The following is an 18,653-nucleotide window of genomic DNA, read 5'->3' as shown; positions in this document are numbered from 1 at the left end:
GGAGGCAGGTGACCGCGCATGCACATTATCGCAGTAGGACTGAATTACCGAACGGCTCCCGTAGAAGTAAGAGAACAATTTGCGTTCGCAGAACGGGATTTGCCGGAAGCATTAATACAGCTCATTCAGACACAAAGCATAATGGAATGTGTCATTGTAGCGACCTGCAATCGGACGGAGCTTTATGCAGTTGTAGACAGGCACCATCTATGCGGGCATTACATTCGAAGCTTTATGGAGAAGTGGTTTAAGCTGCCTAGGCAGAACTTCACCAACCATTTATATATGTATGAGGACGAGAAAGCGATTGATCATTTATTCCGTGTAACGAGCGGACTTGATTCCATGGTCATCGGCGAGACTCAAATTTTGGGACAAGTAAAAACAGCTTTTCAGCTCGCGCAGCAGCAGAAGACGACGGGAACTGTTTTTAATATGCTGTTTAAACAGGCAGTTACAATGGCCAAGCGTGCTCATTCCGAAACGTCAATTGGTGAATCTGCAGTTTCTGTGAGCTATGCTGCCGTTGAGCTTGGGAAACGGATTTTCGGACAATTCAACAAAAAAACAGTTATGGTCATTGGTGCGGGTGAAACGGGCGAACTGACTGCCAAGCATCTGTACACGAATGGCGCAGATCGCGTCGTTGTTGTAAATCGCACCTATGAGCGGGCAACACAGCTGGCAGACAAGTTTAACGGAATCGCATGGTCGATGGAAGAAGCAGTGGATAAGCTTCATGAAGCAGACATTATTATCAGCTCCACTGGCTCGAAAGAATATGTGTTAACGCGCAAACAGGTTGCAGAAGCTATGCAGCGTAGAAAAGCGAAGCCGCTCTTTATGATTGATATTGCGGTACCGCGTGATTTGGACCCTTCGATTGCTGCCGTTGATAATGTATTCTTGTATGATATTGATGATTTAGAGGGCATCGTGGAAAGCAATCTCGCGCATAGGCGTCAAGAGGCTGCCAAAATTGAAGCGATGATTACCGAAGAAATTGAAGTGTTCGAGCAGTGGTACAAAACGCTTGGCGTTGTTCCCCTTATTCGTACTTTGCAATCCAAAGCAGCAGGCATTCACGAGGAAACGATGAACAGCTTGACGAATAAATTGCCTGATCTCGGCGAGCATGAGCTTAAAGTCATCCGTAAGCTTACAAAAAGCATCGTTAACCAAATGATGCAGGATCCTATTTTACGAATTAAAGAAATGGCTGGCGAGAAGCGGGCAGACGAAGCGATGGATATGTTCGTTAAGCTGTTTGCACTCGAGGAAGATCTTGCTAAAGCGCGTCAAGCGGAGCTTGAAGCGGCAACAGATACTGTCGCTGCTGCAAAAAAGAAAAATGTTCAACCCCATGCAGCTGCGGCGGTATTAGCACCTATTACAAGGTAGAGGGCTGCTAGGTGGAGGAGCTATGGAGACGCAAAACTTTTTATATGATGCGATACTTTATATTTACGCCCTGAGCCTGCTGTTTTATTTCTCCGACTTCATGAATGCAAGTCGGAGAGCGAAACGGATGGGTACAGGGCTGCTTATTTTTGTTTGGGTATTACAGACTGGTTACCTTGTTACTCGCATCGTATCTCATTTGCAAATGACGGAAGTATCAACCTTTGAATACTGGTTAGGCTTTTCTTGGCTTTTAGTTACCATTTCGCTAGTGATCAGTCGATTTATTAAAATTGATTTCATTGTGTTTTTTGTAAATGTTGTTGGTTTTGCGGTGTTGGCGCTTAACCTGTATAGTGACCCTGGAAATGGCGAGTCGCTTAAAGTTTGGGAAACAACAAGAGAGCTATTATACATTCATATCAGTCTCGTTTTGCTTGCGTATGCTGCATTAACCATAGGCGCTTTGTTCGCCGGCATGTATTTGTTTTTGCATAATCAGCTGAAACGAAAGCGCTGGTCAAACTTTGTGCGCAGATTGCCTAGCCTCGATATGATTGAGCGTTATGGAGATCGAGCAGTCATTGTTGGCGTTCCATTGTTTGCAATGTCGCTTGCGATTGCGGTGACGTCTATACTTGTCGAAAGACGGTTTGCGTTGTTGATTGACTGGAAGGTACTGTCTTCCTTTGGAACCTTGGTCATGTACATTATTTATGTGTACCAGAGAGCGATGCTCAAACGTCCCGGATTGCAATTGGCCCGCTTTTATATTATTTCGTTTGGTTTGCTGCTTCTGAATTTGTTTACTAATTATTTCTCCTCCTTTCATTAACGAGAATTGACTGCTGGAGGCAAAGACGGCAATGAATGGTTTATATCCAATTTTCATGCAGCTTAAAGGCAGACGCTGCGTTATTATCGGCGGCGGAAGCGTGGCGCAGCGAAAGCTGCAAGGGCTGCTGGCTGCTGGAGCGGATGAAATATGGGTCATCAGCCCGTCATTAACTCCTCAAATCGTGTGTTTGGCTTCCGAAGGGAAAATCCGCTGGTTTCAGCGAGAGTACAATGATGGCGATCTTGCTGGTGCATCGTTGGTATTTGCGGCAACAAACGATAAACGTTTAAATGCGGAGATTGCGGCTGCCGCCGATCGGCTTCGTATTTTAGTAAACGCGGTGGATAATGCGGACAAAGGCTCGTTTATTTCACCTTCGATTGTCAGGCGTGGAGATTTGCTGCTGGCGGTTACTGCTTCAGGCGCAAGCCCGGCATTGTCTCAGCAAATAAAGAAAGAGCTTGCAGCGCTTTATGGCCCGGAATACGAAGAAATAACGATAGTATTGCGTCGCTTCCGGGAGAAAGTGTTAAACAGCTTGCATGATGAACAGGAGAGACAATCCGTGCTGAAGCTTGCGGCCGAAGAGGCAGCGTCGCTAAAGCGGATCAATATTGATATGGATGAATGGCTGCAAAGCCTGCTTCATCGGATAGACAGGGGGCTTACATAATGGCAACAACTAACCAAGGACAACGAATTATCGTCGTAGGAACAAGGCAAAGCGCACTTGCGCTTACACAAACGGGTCAAGTGATCGATGAACTGACACGCATAAGTGAGAAGCATGGGTTTGATTATAAGTTTGAAGTGAAAAAAATAGTAACAAAAGGTGATCGCATACTTGATGTTACGCTGTCTAAAGTAGGTGGAAAAGGGCTGTTCGTTAAGGAAATCGAACAAGCACTTGCAGACGGTGTAATTGATTTGGCCGTTCACAGCATGAAGGACATGCCTTATGAGCTTCCGGAAGGGTTAATAAATGGAGCGATTCCAAGGCGCGTCGATCCGAGAGATTGCCTTATCACTCGTGAAGGCGGCGGATTGTCTGAATTGCCTCTAGGAGCGAGAGTGGGAACGAGCAGCCTGCGCAGATCCTGCCAGCTTAAAAACGCGAGACCTGATCTTCAGCTTGAGTCTATAAGGGGCAATATAGATTCCCGTATTCGCAAATTAGAAACCGAAGGTTTCGATGCGGTTGTACTTGCTGCAGCTGGTCTGAAGCGCATGGGATGGGAAGATCGCATATCTGCGAACATTCCTGTTGATGTATGTTTGCCTGCTGTAGGACAAGGCGCACTCGGCATTGAATGCCGGGAGAATGATGAACAAGTTCGAGAGCTGCTTTCCCTTCTTAACGATGATGAAACCGAGGTTACGGTACGAGCTGAGCGAAGCTTCCTTGGTTCACTAAATGGTGGATGCCAGGTGCCGATAGGCGCATATTGCACATTAGGTGATGAGCTCCCGGGCCAAAGCGGGAAACATGAGCTTATCCTGACGGGCATGGTCGGATCGCCGGACGGAGCTACGCTGTTGAAAGAAGTGATGAAGGGAATTGATCCTGAACAGCTTGGCCGTGATGTTGCAGATGCACTCATTGCACGCGGCGCAGACCGTATTTTAGCTGAAATTGGGGGATGACGGGCTTGGACAAGGGGAAGGTATATTTAGTTGGCGCCGGACCGGGAGATCCGAAGCTGATTACGGTGCGCGGACTGCAATGCTTGGAGGAATGTGAGGTTGTCGTTTACGATCGCTTGGCAAGCCCGAGATTACTCCGGTATGTGAAGCCGGGTGCGGAGAGAATCTACGTCGGCAAGCTGCCGGACCGTCATACGATGAAGCAGGAGGAAATCAATCAGCTTCTTGTCGATTTGGCGCTGCAAGGCAAGATCGTTACTCGTCTGAAAGGCGGAGACCCTACGATTTTTGGACGAGTTGGAGAAGAAGCCGAGCTTCTTTATGATAACGGAATCGAGTTCGAAATCGTGCCAGGCATTACCTCGGCAATCGCTGTTCCCGCTTACGCAGGCATTCCAGTCACACATCGTGATATGGCATCATCCTTGTCCATTATTACGGGTCATGAGAGTCCGGATAAGCTTGACCGCTCCATTCATTGGGATAAAGTAACGAATGCTACGGGAACCCTTATTTTTCTAATGGGTGTCGCCAAAATAGGATATATTTCTGATCAGCTCATGAAGCATGGCAAGCCGCCGCAAACGCCAGTTGCACTTATTCGCTGGGGAACGAGAGTTGAACAGCGTACCATTGTTGGCACGCTGGAAACCATTGAGGGGATTGTCAAAGCAGCGAATTTTCAGCCGCCTGCCGTCATTGTGGTAGGCGACGTTGTACTGCAGAGAGAGAAGCTGAAATGGTATGAGAACAAGCCGCTATTTGGCTTGCGTATACTCGTTACACGAGCTAGAGCACAGGCAAGCGAGCTAGTTGAACAGATTGAAACGCTTGGCGGGGAGCCTTGCGAGTTTCCAGTCATTGAAACGATTGAACCAACGGACCCCGTTGTTGTTGCTAACTTGAAGGAACAGTTGGAGCAGGCAGAACAATATGAATGGCTAATGTTTACGAGTGTAAACGGCGTGGAGTACTTTTTTGGATGGCTGCGTAAATTTAATATCGATATTAGGAGATTTTTTGGTGCGAGAATTGCAGCAGTTGGTCCTAAGACAGCTGAGGCGCTTGCAAAGCGCGGCTTAGTGGTTGATGAGCTCCCTGTGAAGTTCCATGCGGAAGGCTTGCTGGACAAGCTGGCGCCGCAGCTGAAGGCTGGAGAGCGAGTGCTGCTGCCTCGAGGAGATCTTGCACGCGAGGTATTGCCCCGTGAGCTGAAGGCAATGGGACTTGTGCCAACGGAAATCGATGTTTATGAAACGGTCATTGTCGATGAGCAGGATGAGCTTGCCCTCGAATGGATTCGCGAAAAAGAAATTCACATGATTACATTCACTAGTTCATCGACGGTGACCAATTTGCTTGAGGTATTGAGACGCAAGGGCATTTCAGATCCAGTACAACTATTAGCAGACATTCCCATTGCGAGTATTGGCCCGCTTACAACGAAGACTGCACTAGAAGCAGGCTTGAAGGTTGCAATTGAGCCAGAAGATTCAACGCTGGATAGCATGCTTAAAGCGATCGTTGATTATCAGCAAAAACAACTTGCTAAGCTAGTCGAGGAGGAATACTAAGTGATGAGTTTCCCAACAGTAAGAAATCGCAGATTACGCAAAACGTCTGCTCTTCGGAGCATGGTAAGAGAAACCGTGCTGAGTGTAAATGATTTTATATATCCGATCTTCGTTACGCATGGTGTAAATATAAAAGAAGAAATTCCATCTATGCCGGGTGTATACCATCTGTCGATGGATCTTTTGGAGCAGGAGATTCGTGAAGTGGTTGCTTGCGGCATTCAATCGGTGCTGCTGTTCGGCCTTCCGGAATATAAAGATGCTTTAGGGTCTTCGGCTTATGATGCGAACGGTATCGTTCAACAAGCGATAAAAGCAGTGAAGAAGTGGGCGCCGGAGCTTGTTGTTGTCGCTGATACTTGTTTATGCCAATTTACCGACCACGGTCATTGCGGCATCGTACATTTGCATGAGGAAACAGGCGTAGCGGAAGTGGATAATGACTCCTCGCTTGATCTGCTCGTACAAACGGCGGTATCGCAAGCGGAAGCAGGAGCAGACATTATCGCACCTTCCAATATGATGGACGGCTTTGTGCTTGCTATTCGTGAAGGGCTAGATGATGCTGGCTTTAGTGACGTTCCAATTATGTCTTACTCTGTTAAATTTTCTTCGGCTTACTACGGCCCTTTCCGTGATGCCGCACATTCGGCTCCGCAATTCGGCGACCGCAAAACATACCAGATGGATCCAGCTAACGTACGCGAGGCGCTTCGCGAAGCAGAGTCAGATATTGCTGAGGGCGCCGATATGCTAATGGTCAAGCCTGCTCTAGCTTACTTGGATATTTTGAGACTGCTTAAGGATAAATATAATTTACCGGTTGTCGCTTATAACGTAAGCGCAGAATACTCGATGGTGAAAGCCGCTGCAGCTAATGGCTGGATTGATGAGCAATCGATCGTTCTTGAAACCTTGCTAGGCATGAAGCGTGCTGGTGCTGATCTTATTATTACGTACCATGCAAAGGATGCGGCACGTTGGTTGAAGGGAGAGGGGTAAGCAGATGAGTGAACAGTCGAACCTTAGAAATGATGCGCGCTCAGTAGAAGCTTTCGAAAGAGCGAAAAAAGTAATGCCAGGCGGTGTAAACAGCCCGGTTAGAGCATTCAAATCAGTGGGCTTGAACCCTGTCTATATGGAGCGGGGAGAAGGCAGTCGCATTTATGATATCGATGGCAACAGCTATATCGATTATGTAGCATCATGGGGCCCTCTCATTATGGGTCATGCCCATCCTGAAGTTATCGAAGCGATTAAACGTACAGCAGAGAAGGGGACAAGCTTCGGCGCCCCAACAGAGCTTGAAACATTGATGGCTGAGCTTGTTTGCGAGCGAGTACCTTCAGTTGATATCGTTCGCATGGTTAACTCCGGTACGGAAGCGACGATGAGCGCCATTCGGCTTGCTCGCGGTTATACGAAACGAAGCAGGATTTTGAAATTCGAAGGCTCATATCATGGTCATGCGGATAGCTTGCTCATTAAAGCAGGCTCAGGTGTTGCGACGCTTGGCCTGCCTGACAGCCCGGGTGTACCGGAGCATGTAGCTTCGCATACGATTACGGTACCATACAACGATATTGAATCGGTAAAGCTTGCTTTCGAAAAATTTGGTGAGGAAATTGCTTGTGTCATCGTTGAACCGGTAGCTGGCAACATGGGCGTTGTTCCGCCATTGCCTGGTTTCTTGCAAGGATTGCGCGACATTACAACGCAGTACGGTACGGTTCTTATTTTTGACGAGGTAATGACGGGCTTCCGTGTTGGTTATAACTGCGCGCAGGGACTTTACGGTATTACGCCAGACCTTACTTGCTTCGGCAAAGTAATTGGCGGCGGATTGCCAGTCGGTGCATACGGCGGCAAACGGGAGCTTATGGAGATGATTGCACCGAGCGGACCTATCTATCAAGCGGGAACCTTATCAGGCAATCCGCTTGCGATGGCGGCAGGTTATGCAACATTGAATCTGCTAACCCCTGAAGTGTATGAGAATATGGAGCGTCAAGCAGTTAGGCTGCAGCTTGGTTTTGAAGCGAATGCGCGCAAACATGGCATTGCAAATACGATTAACCGTGTTGGATCGATGGTTTGTCCGTTCTTCACGGATACGTTTGTCATCAATTTCGAAACGGCAAAAACATCCGATCTAGAGCGCTTTAAGGCTTATTTTGCGGCGATGCTTGATTTGGGTGTAAGCATTGCTCCTTCACAATTTGAAGGCATGTTTGTTTCCGGGGTTCATTCGAATGAGGACATAGATGCGACAATCGAAGCGCATGATATTGCGTTTAGCCGCTTGTAATATCGCTGTATTTTGAAATGAAGGCAAGAGGCTCGTAAGGAAGCGAAGTTGTTTTTGCTTCGTTTACGATTGGGAGGAACGTTATATGATTGATGGTCAGATGAAGAGGAATGGACAATGGCTGGAGCTAGACTGGCTTGCTCTTGGCGCTGCGTCCTCTGATACCATTAATCCTGAATCGGAAAAGGATCCGGCGGCAACGCCGGAGCTTGCGCAGCCGCGGGCTGGCAGTCATCCGCACCTTGTGCGTCAGTGGCTGCTGGCCCGTTCCTTTTTTCCGCAGAAGTGGATTAATCGGTTGTTTTCAATTGGAGGCATTCAGTGGAACGGGGAGCAGCTGCAGCTGCTTGCTTTCCCGCCAGTAGATCCGCGCAGTGATGCTTCATATCGTCACCTGCGCAGGGATACTAAACTAAAAATGCCAGATGTGTTGTATGAAGACGATTTCTGCGTTGTATTTGACAAGCCTGCTGGCATGGCAGTGCATGGGTCATCTCCCGGTCAAAGCGGAACGCTGGATGAGGCGGCGGCATGGCATCTTTTGAGCCAAGGCGATCCGCTGAATATACGTCATATCCACAGGCTGGATGATGATACGTCTGGTCCCGTTTTATATGCAAAAAATGATTTGGCCCAGTGGAAGCTTGATGAGGCGATGAGAGCGAAAGCGATAGACAGACAATATATGGCTGTCGTTCAAGGCCGAATGTCAAAGCTTTCGGGTACAATCAATATGCCAATAGGGAAGGATCGACATCACCCGGCAAGGCGCAGAGTTTCAGAAAACGGCGATCTAGCAATTAGCCATTACGAGGTTGTGGCAGCAAATTCTCGATCGTCACTAATACGTGTAAAGCTTGAGACGGGACGAACGCATCAAATTCGGGTTCACTTAAGTCATATTGGACATCCGCTGCTTGGAGACGGTCTGTATGGAGGCAGCACAGCACAGTTGAAGCATCAAGCGCTGCATGGGGAAAAGCTTGTTTTTCCTCATCCTCTGACCGACTCGCTAATAGAAGCAGCCTCGCCTTGGCCTGATTGGCTGATGCAGCTTTCAGAAGAGATGGAGTTCCGTTCAAAATGATAGTCATGCTCCTGCCCAACCTACCATATAGATAAGTAGTGAATGTAACGTTAGACCAAGCATTCAGTATGAGAGGGGAGGATTTAGGCGTGTCGGATCAAACGAACGGATTACGTTTTGATGTGTATGAGCGCGTCCACTTGCCCGATGATGTTGCGGCAATTGACGAGTTGGAGGAAATTGAGCTTGTTCCTCGTATTCAAGTTATCGATCAAGGGGACCATGCCGTGCTTAGAGGGCAGCTTCTGCTTAGCGGGGTATATAGGAGTCAAACTGATTCCGAAAACTCCCTGACGCTGGAGCACTGGATACCGGTCGAAATAACGCTGCCAATGAACCGCATATCACGGCTGGATGATATTTCGATTGAAATTGACAATTTTGACGTCGATCTTTTGTCTGCTCGCACATTGAACATTACGGGTGTTCTTTCTTTGCGCGGTATTTCTGCTCAGCCTATTCAGGAGCCGGAGGACATTTGGCGAGAAGAACCTTTTACTGTCATTCATCAACGGGAAGTTTATGATGAACGAGCCGTGGAAGCTTTTAATGGTCAAAATACCGCTAATGAACAATCGTACATAGCGGAAGAACTTGAGCTTGCTGCGCAAGAGGAGATTTCAAACGAGCAAAAAGCCGATGCATCGGATGAGCCTGAGGAAGCAACCGTAACCATCTCTTCCTCATCTTCAGGCGGAGGCTGGTCATCTTCGCAGTTATTCGCATCTCCTGCTCCGCAGGAAGAGGATGTGGAGAGCCAAGAAGATGAGAGAGAAATTCCACTATCTTCTCAGCAAACAAGCAACGAGGGCTGGTTAGCAACATCCTCGCCGTTTGCAAATGATTCCGCAGTGATTCCACCAGTTGAAGCAGCAAGCGAGCAAGTACTGGCGGAGGAACGTGAAGAGCCGGTACAAATCGATGTTCCAATAACTCCAATAGCTCCAATAGCTCCAGTAGCAGAGGCTTTCCCGCAGCAGAGTCCTGTTCCAGAGCAGGAAAAGCAGGAGCCGCGTATCGCAATTACAAACAAGCAGCCGCAAGAGGGTTCTGGTTTGGCAGGAGATGTCGGCATTCTCACGCTGCTTCAGACAAGTCGGCGTGAACAAGCAGCACGTCAGGCGGCAGAACAGGTAGTCGCTCAGCAGCGGGCAGATGAGGAAGCTAGAGTACAGGCTTCCGGCGATGAGATTGAGTGGAAAAACTTATTTCTGGGCAAACGCTCGGAAGATAAGGAATTTAAGAAAATTCGGATGTGTATTGTGCAGCGGGACGAGACGCTTGATGTCATCGCTACACGCTATAGCATGAATCCGAGAGAAATTGTAATGTATAACCGTTTGGACGACTCAAGTGTGTCGGAAGGACAGCTGTTATACATTCCATAGAGGCTTCTGTAACGAAAATGCCCTTATTGCTCATTAATTTGAGCGATAGGGGCATTTCTTGCTTCTGCCGAGGTTGACTCAAGTGAGCAACAAAGGTATGATAAAAGTATATATGTGTTATAACGACATTGATGGGGAATAGTAGGCAGCAAAGCCTTCAGAGAGTGGAACCGTTACGCTGAGAGGTTCTGCAGGAAGTGACTGCTACGAGTCGCCCCGGAGTTGCCTGAGCCAAGTAGGAGCAACCTGTGCTCTACCGAAGTCAGGCCGGCCGCAGCCGTTATCTGTTTGAGTGCCATGCGGATACATTTCGCGTGGAACAAAGGTGGTACCACGGAAGCTTAACCTTTCGTCCTTTATGATAAGGGCGGCAGGTTTTTTTTGTTTTTGTAGATCGATTTATGGAGGATGGACGAATGTCAGAAAATCAAACGACAACTGCAATGCCGACAACTTATGATCCTAAGGCAGCTGAGCAGAAATGGTACGATTACTGGATGCAGGGAAAATTTTTCGAGGCAGGCAAACGACCGGATGCACAGACGTATACGATTGTTATTCCGCCTCCTAACGTTACCGGAATGCTGCATATCGGGCATGCGTTAGATTTTACCCTACAAGATATTTTAATTAGAACGAAGCGTATGCAAGGATTCGACACGCTATGGGTGCCAGGAACTGACCATGCGGGCATCGCGACGCAAACAAGAGTTGAGCAGAAGCTGCGTGAGCAAGGAATTTCGCGCTACGACCTAGGTCGTGAAGCATTCCTAGAGAAAGTATGGGAGTGGAAGGATGAGTACGCAAGTACGATTCGCGATCAATGGTCGAAGATGGGACTTTCCCTCGATTATTCGAGAGAGCGGTTCACTTTGGATGAAGGCCTCTCCAAGGCTGTACGCGAGGTTTTTGTTAAGCTCTATGATAAGGGCTTGATCTATCGCGGCAAAAAAATCATCAACTGGGACCCTGCTGCCCGCACAGCTCTTTCAGATATTGAGGTAGAGCACAAGGAAATCAATGGTCATTTGTATCACTTGAAATATCCTCTTAAGGACGGTTCAGGCTTTATAACGGTTGCAACGACACGTCCAGAAACGATGCTCGGCGATACAGCTGTAGCGGTTCATCCAGAGGATGATCGTTACAAGCACTTGATTGGGCAAATGATCGTGCTTCCAGTCGTTGGGCGCGAAATTCCGATTATTGCAGATGAGTACGTCGATAAGGAATTTGGTTCAGGTGCCGTAAAAATTACGCCTGCACATGATCCAAATGACTTTGAAGTTGGCGAGCGCCACAGTCTGCCGCAAATCATTGTGATGGATGAGACAGGTACAATGAACGCTGAAGCTGGTCCTTATCAAGGTCTCGACCGTGCGGATTGCCGCAAGCAGCTCGTTAAGGATTTGCAGGAGCAAGGCGTATGCGTGGAAATCGAAGATCATGTGCATCAAGTTGGTCACAGTGAGCGCAGCGGCGCCGTTGTTGAGCCCTATTTGTCTACACAATGGTTCGTTGCTATGAAACCTCTAGCTGAGGCTGCAATCGCAGCTCAAAAGGCTGGCAAAGGTGTCAACTTCGTACCTGAGAGATTCGAGAAAATATATTTGCACTGGATCGAGAACGTACGCGATTGGTGTATTTCTAGGCAGCTATGGTGGGGTCACCGCATACCGGCTTGGTATGATGAGACGACAGGTGAAACACATGTATCCCGTGAGAATATGGAAGGCGATCACCTTACTCAAGATAATGACGTGCTTGATACGTGGTTCAGCTCCGCATTATGGCCGTTCTCAACACTAGGCTGGCCGGATGAAACGAATGACCTGAAACGTTATTACCCAACGGATGTACTCGTAACGGGTTATGACATCATTTATTTCTGGGTATCCCGAATGATCTTCACAGCTCTTGAGTTTACAGAGCAATCTCCGTTCAAGGATGTGCTGATGCACGGACTTGTTCGTGACTCCGAAGGACAAAAGATGTCCAAGTCGAAGGGCAATGGTGTCGATCCGCTTGAGGTTATCGAGAAATATGGTGCAGATGCTATGCGTTATATGATCTCGACAAGCAGCACGCCGGGGCAGGATTTGCGTTTCCGCTGGGAGAAGGTTGAGCAATCGCGCAACTTTGCGAACAAAATTTGGAATGCATCACGCTTCGCGCTGATGAATCTTGAAGGGGTTGAAGCAGCTGATATTGATATCACTGTTAATCTCGGAACAGCGGATCGCTGGATTTTGCATCGCCTGAATGAAACGGTTCGTGATGTAACTCGATTAATTGACAGCTATGAGTTCGGTGAAACTGGACGTCTATTGTATAATTTCATTTGGGACGATCTTTGCGACTGGTACATTGAATTCGCTAAGCTTAGCCTTTACAGCACGGATGAAGCAGCTAAAAAAGCTACGCAATCGGTACTTGCTTATGTGCTAGACCGTACGCAGCGTCTTATTCACCCGTTCATGCCATATATCAGCGAAGAGATTTGGCAGCATCTGCCTCATGTTGGCGATACGATCACTTTGGCAGAATGGCCGGTTTATGATACTGCGCTTGAAGCGCCGGACGCTGTGAAAGAGATGGAGCTTCTGATGGAGATGATCCGTTCAGTTCGTAATATCCGAGCAGAAGTAAATGTTCCGATGAGCAAAAAGATTGAAATGCTAATTAAGCCTGCTAGCGAGGCTGAAGCTGCTATTATGTCCCGCAACGAAGAATTTATTAAACGTTTCTGCGGTACGTCAAGTTTGGAGACTGGCCTCCACATTAGTGCGCCGGACAAAGCAATGACTGCGATTTTAACTGGTGCTGAGATTTATTTGCCGCTTGCCGGCTTAATCGATATTGCTCAGGAGATTGCTCGTTTAGAGAAGGAACATCAGCATTTGAATACCGAGGTAGAGCGGATTGAGAAGAAGCTCAGCAATGAAGGCTTTGTGGCAAAAGCGCCAGCTAAGGTTATCGATGAAGAACGCGCCAAAATGAACGATTATGCAGACAAACGCGACAAGGTACTAGCTAGAATTGCGGAATTGCGCGGATAACGCTGCAAAACGGAAGAAGGACGATTAGTATGACAGATCAACAAATAGAGCAGCGGCCTGCAGGGCCGCTGCAATCCTACCGGGAAGCGGTAGATTGGATTACTGGGCTAATTCCATTCGGTATTCGTCCAGGTCTTGATCGGATCGAGCAATTGATGGAACGGCTGGATAACCCGCATCGCAGATTAAAGTTTATCCACATTGCCGGGACAAATGGGAAAGGGTCTACTTGTGCCTATTTGACGAGCGTTTTGCTGCGCGGCGGATATGATGTAGGCACATTTACATCGCCATATATAACGAAGTTTACGAATCGTTTTCAATATAACGGGATCGATATCGAAGAAGAGACGCTGCTTAGACTTGCCAATGAGCTAAAACCTCATGTTGATGAGCTTGCTCAGACAGAACTTGGCTCGCCTACGATGTTTGAAGTATCAACAGCGCTGGCTATTCTTTTTTATGCGAAGGTCACTTACCCCGATTATGTCGTGTGGGAGACAGGACTTGGCGGCAGGCTTGATGTGACGAATATCGTTCAACCGGTTGTTTCCGTCATTACGAATATTGGCCATGACCATATGGATAAACTCGGTGATACGATTGCTGCAGTTGCGAGCGAAAAAGCTGGCATTATTAAAGCAGGAATACCGGTCATTAGTGCGGTTACTCAGCCAGAGGCAATTGAGGTTATTAAGCAAGCAGCTGAAGGCAAAAAAAGCACGCTTTATTTGTTAGGCGAACAGTTCCATGAAACGGCAATCTCGGTTCGCGAGAATGAGCAAACTTTCCGCTTCGACAATTTATTCCGCAGCATCGAGCCTTTGACAATCACGCTTAATGGTGCCCATCAACGGACGAATGCAGCGGTTGCCGTCATGACGCTTGAGATACTTCGCCAATATAATGCACTGGTCATCGAAGATGATGTACTGGCGGAAGGACTTCAAAAGGCAGCGTGGCCGGGACGACTTGAGATGGTTTCTGATCAGCCTCGTATTTTGGTCGATGGCGCACATAATCCAGAAGGTGCAGAGTCACTCGTGGACGCTTTGAAAAATACTTACAAATATGATCGGTTACATCTTATGATGGGTATGCTGGAGAATAAGAATCATCAGGATGTTCTTAAGCATATACTACCAATAGTGGATACGCTTATTGTGACCGAGCCTGACTATCGAATGAAAAAAGATGCCTCTGCTTTGGCTGATTTGGTACGTGAAATGCGTCAGCAACAGCCAGATCAGTACGCTTTCGAGCTTGTAGTGGAATCAAACTGGCAAGCAGCATTACAAAAACTACAACAGTTAACCGGGGAAACAGACCTTGGAGTCGTGACAGGCACGCTATATTTAATTGCTGACGTTCGCTCCCGCATTTTGTATGACTCGGATTCTGAAAAAGGTTGGTGAACCGTCTTTGAATACGGCAGAACACGTTCATTTCATCGGAATCGGCGGTTACGGAATGAGTGCCATTGCCCGCGTTATGCTGGAAATGGGCTATAAGGTGACCGGGTCCGATGTCGCACGTCAAGAATTAACAGAGAAGCTTGCAGCAAATGGTGCCAGCATTTATATCGGTCATCAGCCCGAGCATGTGAATGGAGCGGATTTGGTCGTATACTCTACGGCACTTTCCAAAGATAATGTTGAACGGAAAGCAGCTGAAGAGCTCAACATCCCAGTTTTGCATCGGTCGCAAATGCTGGCTAGATTGATGAACGCAGGCAAAGGAATCGCAGTAGCCGGCGCACATGGCAAGACGACGACCTCTTCAATGATCGCGCTTGTTATGGAATCTTGCGGTGCGGATCCAACCTATATTATCGGTGGCGAAATCGTTAATGTAGGTACAAACGCAAAAGCGGGCAAAGGTGAATACGTCGTAGCGGAAGCGGACGAGAGTGATGGTTCATTCCTTCATTATCACCCTACGCTTGCTATCGTGACGAATATTGAGCCGGATCATCTTGAAAATTATGATGGCGATTTCGGCAAGCTGAAGGCTGCTTATGTGCAGTTTTTGCAGCAGGTGAAAGCGGACGGCAAGGCGATTGTATGCGCAGATGACGAGACGGTTAACGAATTGATACCGCAAGTATATCAAGGCAATATGAATTCATCGCAGCTAGTGACTTATGGCATTGACGGCGATGCAGACTATAAAGCTCAAAATGTTGTACTCGGAGACCGGAAGGTAACCTTTACAATGACGCATAAAGGGGCATTGCTTGGAGATGTGGAGCTGTCCGTTCCAGGTCTTCATAATGTGTACAATGCAATGGCTACTGTTATTACTTGTCTCGAAGCAGGCTTGTCCTTTGACAAAATTGCTGTTGCGATTCAATCATTTAGAGGCGCGAAACGCCGCTTCCAGGTGCTTGGGGAAGTTAATGACATATTGGTCATTGATGACTATGCGCATCATCCAACGGAGATCAGAGCGACAATCAGCGCTGCAAAAGCAACAGGTAAGCGTATTATTGCTGTGTTTCAACCACAGCGTTATACGCGGACGTTTTTCTTATTCGAGCAATTCAGCCGCGCATTCCCAGAGGCCGATGAGGTAATCATTACCGACATCTACTCGCCGGCAGGCGAACTGCAAATCGAAGGAGTAACATCCCGCAAGCTGGTGGAGCTGATCAAAAGCAACAGCAACGCGAACTCCGAGTATATTCCAACCAAAGAAGAAGTGATCGCATACTTGACTGAGCGGGTCGCACCAGGCGATCTTGTTATCACCATGGGAGCAGGCGACATTTGGAAGGTAGCGGATTCGTTAGCGAAATCGTTAAAATCAAACCAATAAGCAGCTAATGCCCGGGATTCCATATCAGAATCACCGGGCATTTTGTATAAGCACGGGACTTTTCGTATGAAAGGCTCTAAATAAGCCTACATAAAATTAATTTCAATACTCGATGTAGGTAAATCCCACTAGCCCAACTCACAGTCCCCCAATTCAATGGCTTGTACTCACTACCTAATAAACCTCTCACTCTATACCTCACTTACTCACTCACTGATCTAATCAACCCACTTAAACTAGCACTAGCTCAATATCCTCATAATTCAACAACCCAATAACCTATGCTTTAAAAAGCCTCCACAGCCTCCCAGCGGGACGGAGTGCACTAAACCTCATAATCTACAATCAAAATTTACGGACCCTTAATAATCCGCGTACGGGTCTCAGAATACGCATCAAGATTTTATGAAACGCCGAGCATGTCAAAGCGGGACAGGCTTTTGTTAGTCCAATTGCGAGTCTTAGTGGATGCAGCAAGGTATGAAGAAACTTCCAGCGGGTCCCAGAGGGACAAAGCGCTCCTACGCCGCATGAATAGATGGACGTCTGTTGTGGTTATACGTTAGTTGAGTTGCGGGTGTCCAGAGGGTGCAACCCTTGGGGCCCTCCCTTGGAAGGGAGGGTTTGGGTGGGTTCGAAAATCATTTAATCTTTAATTTTGAAATGGTAATCTCTTTAATTTAAAACCTTTGAAGGTTTTGGTAGACAACCCTCTAAGGGCATGGGTCTAAATCTCTCAAATGTCTCATAGATTAATACTAGATGAAAGGGACAAGGAGTGGATCAAATGACTCAGAAAAACCGTATTACTTATCGTTTTGACCGTAATGGCAATGGACAGTCCGTTAACGAAGAAAGCCGCAGCAATGACAATCAACAAGAGGCTCTCGATCATAAAGCAGCATCACCCAACAACTCTAATAACAATGCGAATAAAATGATTTCCAAGAAAGTTGTTCCTCTATACCCATCTACAGATAAGCATTCCGTCAGCGAAGTGAGTCCATGGAACAGTCCGTTCCAAGAGGATATTGGCGCATTGGAGCAGCTTATTAGAGATGCTGATTCGAAGCCAGTATCCGCTCCAAAGCAGGCTCAGCCCAATCCTCCAAAAGAGAAGAAAAAAACGATAAAACCAACTTTTATGGATGATCCCTATGAGCAGCCTGAGGATCAACAGACATATGCGGAAAGGTATTCAGATAGGGAATACATGCAGGAGCCGATTCAAGCGTATGAGGAAGAGTTCGTAGAAGACGAAATCAGTATAAAAAGAGTGAACTATGCACGAATGAAACGTAAGGCGGGAGCGCCATCATGGTTTAATGTGTTTTTGTCAGTGACAGCTGCGCTAGCTACTGGAGCGCTGTTTGGTTATTTATTGTTGTCATTGTTTACGGGGGCAAGCATTTGGCCTGGAGGAGGAACTGGCAATAAGCCTGAATCAGTACCCGTAATTGGTGATTCTGTCCAAGGAGGAACAGGGAAAGAACCGGTTGCAGGTGTTGGTGAGGAAAGCAAGGAAGCGGGAGTTGAAAATAAAAATGACCCTGCAGCAAAACCAGATTCAAATACTGCGATGGCTGCACTTAAGGGGCTGGATCGTTCTTATTATTTGCTGCAATTTGGCGTGTTTAGCAATACAGAGGGCAGGGATGCCGCAATGGCGCAATTGGCCGAGAAAGGGCTTGCTGGCGCTGCTATGACAAGTGCTGCTGATTATCGCGTATATGTTGGCATGGGTACAGATCGAAAAGGAGCTCAGGTTATTCGGAATATGATGCCGGAAATCGATCTTTATATCAAAGAAGTAAATATAGTAAATCCAGGAAAAATACCGTTTAAAGGCGATCAAAAAGCAGCACAATCTTTCTTCAATCAAACGGCTGTAGTCGTCCAAATGTTGGATGAATTAACATTAGCCCAATTGGAACAGCCGACCTTATCGCCGCTTGGCGATGCTGCAGCAAATTCGTGGAAAGCCGAGCATCAAAAATGGACAGAAAACGCAGAAACGCTGCGAATAGGTATAGTAGATGCGGAAGGTAAGGCATATTTGGATAAAATCAATCAAGCGATGAATGCGGCAGCAAAGACGATGGCAGAGTACGATAAAAAGCCTTCTCAAGCACAATTGTGGAAGACACAAGCGGAAGTTATGGAAGTGATCATTACGCAAAAAGAATGGTTTGAGAAGATCAGCGCATTGTAAACGAATAGGTTCATGCGTATAATAGTCTTAGGTGTCATTTCATGGCGAGAGGCGTTGAAAGATGAAGAAAAACGGCTGGATTCTTCTCATTTTTATCATATTTGGATTGTTGGCTGGTGCTCTAGTAGCGCGATGGCTGACTCCAGTTCCAGGCATCTCTTTTTTAACGAAACCAATCGAAACATCATGGTCACCTGCTGTCGATCTATATGTGCTCAGTTTCAACCTAACGCTTCATCTGCAATTCAGCTTGTTTAGCTTGATTGGAGCCGTAATTGCAATATGGTTATACCGCAAAATGTAGAGCAGCAGACATTGACGCATG

At 47.2% G+C, this 18,653-nt stretch carries 14 protein-coding genes and 1 other annotated feature; all 14 genes read left to right on the top strand.

What is annotated here, in order from left to right; all coding sequences use genetic code 11:
• The first annotated feature begins 18 nt into the window (after window positions 1-18).
• The 14 genes from hemA to AB4Z45_RS29060 all read left to right on the top strand — a co-directional run bounded on the left by hemA (window position 19) and on the right by AB4Z45_RS29060 (window position 18,632).
• Window positions 19-1,401 carry a glutamyl-tRNA reductase gene (gene hemA / locus AB4Z45_RS29125; protein WP_076271656.1) on the top strand — a complete coding sequence of 461 codons (1,383 nt, stop codon included), beginning with the start codon at window positions 19-21 and terminating at the stop codon, window positions 1,399-1,401.
• A gap of 22 nt (window positions 1,402-1,423) precedes the next feature.
• Entirely contained in the window at window positions 1,424-2,236 is an 813-nt protein-coding gene (locus AB4Z45_RS29120; protein WP_076271657.1) for a cytochrome C assembly family protein, read from the top strand.
• Between the two features lie 31 nt (window positions 2,237-2,267).
• On the top strand, window positions 2,268-2,912 hold the full coding sequence (locus AB4Z45_RS29115) for a precorrin-2 dehydrogenase/sirohydrochlorin ferrochelatase family protein (protein WP_441912836.1): 645 nt from the start codon (window positions 2,268-2,270) through the stop codon (window positions 2,910-2,912).
• The gene (gene hemC / locus AB4Z45_RS29110; RefSeq protein ID WP_339207845.1) at window positions 2,912-3,883 is read left to right on the top strand and encodes a hydroxymethylbilane synthase; all 972 of its coding nucleotides are present in this window, start codon (window positions 2,912-2,914) and stop codon (window positions 3,881-3,883) included. The genes AB4Z45_RS29115 and hemC overlap by 1 nt, the downstream gene beginning before the upstream one ends.
• A 5-nt stretch (window positions 3,884-3,888) precedes the next feature.
• Window positions 3,889-5,457 carry a uroporphyrinogen-III C-methyltransferase gene (gene cobA / locus AB4Z45_RS29105; protein WP_441912835.1) on the top strand — a complete coding sequence of 523 codons (1,569 nt, stop codon included), beginning with the start codon at window positions 3,889-3,891 and terminating at the stop codon, window positions 5,455-5,457.
• A 3-nt stretch (window positions 5,458-5,460) separates the two neighbouring features.
• Window positions 5,461-6,459: a porphobilinogen synthase gene (gene hemB / locus AB4Z45_RS29100; protein WP_441912834.1), complete on the top strand. Its 999-nt coding sequence runs from the start codon at window positions 5,461-5,463 to the stop codon at window positions 6,457-6,459.
• Window positions 6,460-6,463: 4 nt separating this feature from the next.
• Window positions 6,464-7,765, top strand: coding sequence for a glutamate-1-semialdehyde 2,1-aminomutase (gene hemL, locus AB4Z45_RS29095; protein WP_441912833.1), 1,302 nt, complete (start codon window positions 6,464-6,466; stop codon window positions 7,763-7,765).
• Between the two features lie 85 nt (window positions 7,766-7,850).
• The gene (locus tag AB4Z45_RS29090; protein WP_441912832.1) at window positions 7,851-8,852 is read left to right on the top strand and encodes an RluA family pseudouridine synthase; all 1,002 of its coding nucleotides are present in this window, start codon (window positions 7,851-7,853) and stop codon (window positions 8,850-8,852) included.
• A gap of 89 nt (window positions 8,853-8,941) precedes the next feature.
• A complete protein-coding gene (locus AB4Z45_RS29085) occupies window positions 8,942-10,240 on the top strand; it encodes a LysM peptidoglycan-binding domain-containing protein (RefSeq protein WP_441912831.1) in 1,299 nt (432 codons plus the stop codon).
• A 119-nt stretch (window positions 10,241-10,359) separates the two neighbouring features.
• Window positions 10,360-10,600: a binding site (T-box leader), on the top strand.
• A gap of 56 nt (window positions 10,601-10,656) precedes the next feature.
• Window positions 10,657-13,299, top strand: a complete 2,643-nt coding sequence (locus AB4Z45_RS29080; protein WP_076271664.1) for a valine--tRNA ligase — start codon at window positions 10,657-10,659, stop codon at window positions 13,297-13,299.
• 29 nt (window positions 13,300-13,328) lie between these two features.
• Complete coding sequence (locus AB4Z45_RS29075) at window positions 13,329-14,714, top strand: bifunctional folylpolyglutamate synthase/dihydrofolate synthase (protein ID WP_076271665.1); 1,386 nt, start codon at window positions 13,329-13,331, stop codon at window positions 14,712-14,714.
• A gap of 7 nt (window positions 14,715-14,721) precedes the next feature.
• Window positions 14,722-16,116: a UDP-N-acetylmuramate--L-alanine ligase gene (gene murC / locus AB4Z45_RS29070; RefSeq protein WP_076271666.1), complete on the top strand. Its 1,395-nt coding sequence runs from the start codon at window positions 14,722-14,724 to the stop codon at window positions 16,114-16,116.
• A 787-nt stretch (window positions 16,117-16,903) separates the two neighbouring features.
• Complete coding sequence (locus AB4Z45_RS29065; protein WP_441912830.1) at window positions 16,904-18,328, top strand: SPOR domain-containing protein; 1,425 nt, start codon at window positions 16,904-16,906, stop codon at window positions 18,326-18,328.
• A 61-nt stretch (window positions 18,329-18,389) separates the two neighbouring features.
• A complete protein-coding gene (locus tag AB4Z45_RS29060; protein WP_076270861.1) occupies window positions 18,390-18,632 on the top strand; it encodes a DUF4321 domain-containing protein in 243 nt (80 codons plus the stop codon).
• Window positions 18,633-18,653: the final 21 nt, after the last annotated feature.

The organism is Paenibacillus sp. MCAF9, from assembly GCF_052114265.1.
Classification (GTDB): domain Bacteria; phylum Bacillota; class Bacilli; order Paenibacillales; family Paenibacillaceae; genus Pristimantibacillus.
The sequence above is the reverse complement of the archived record's forward strand: the minus strand, read 5'-3'. Positions and strand labels throughout refer to the sequence as shown.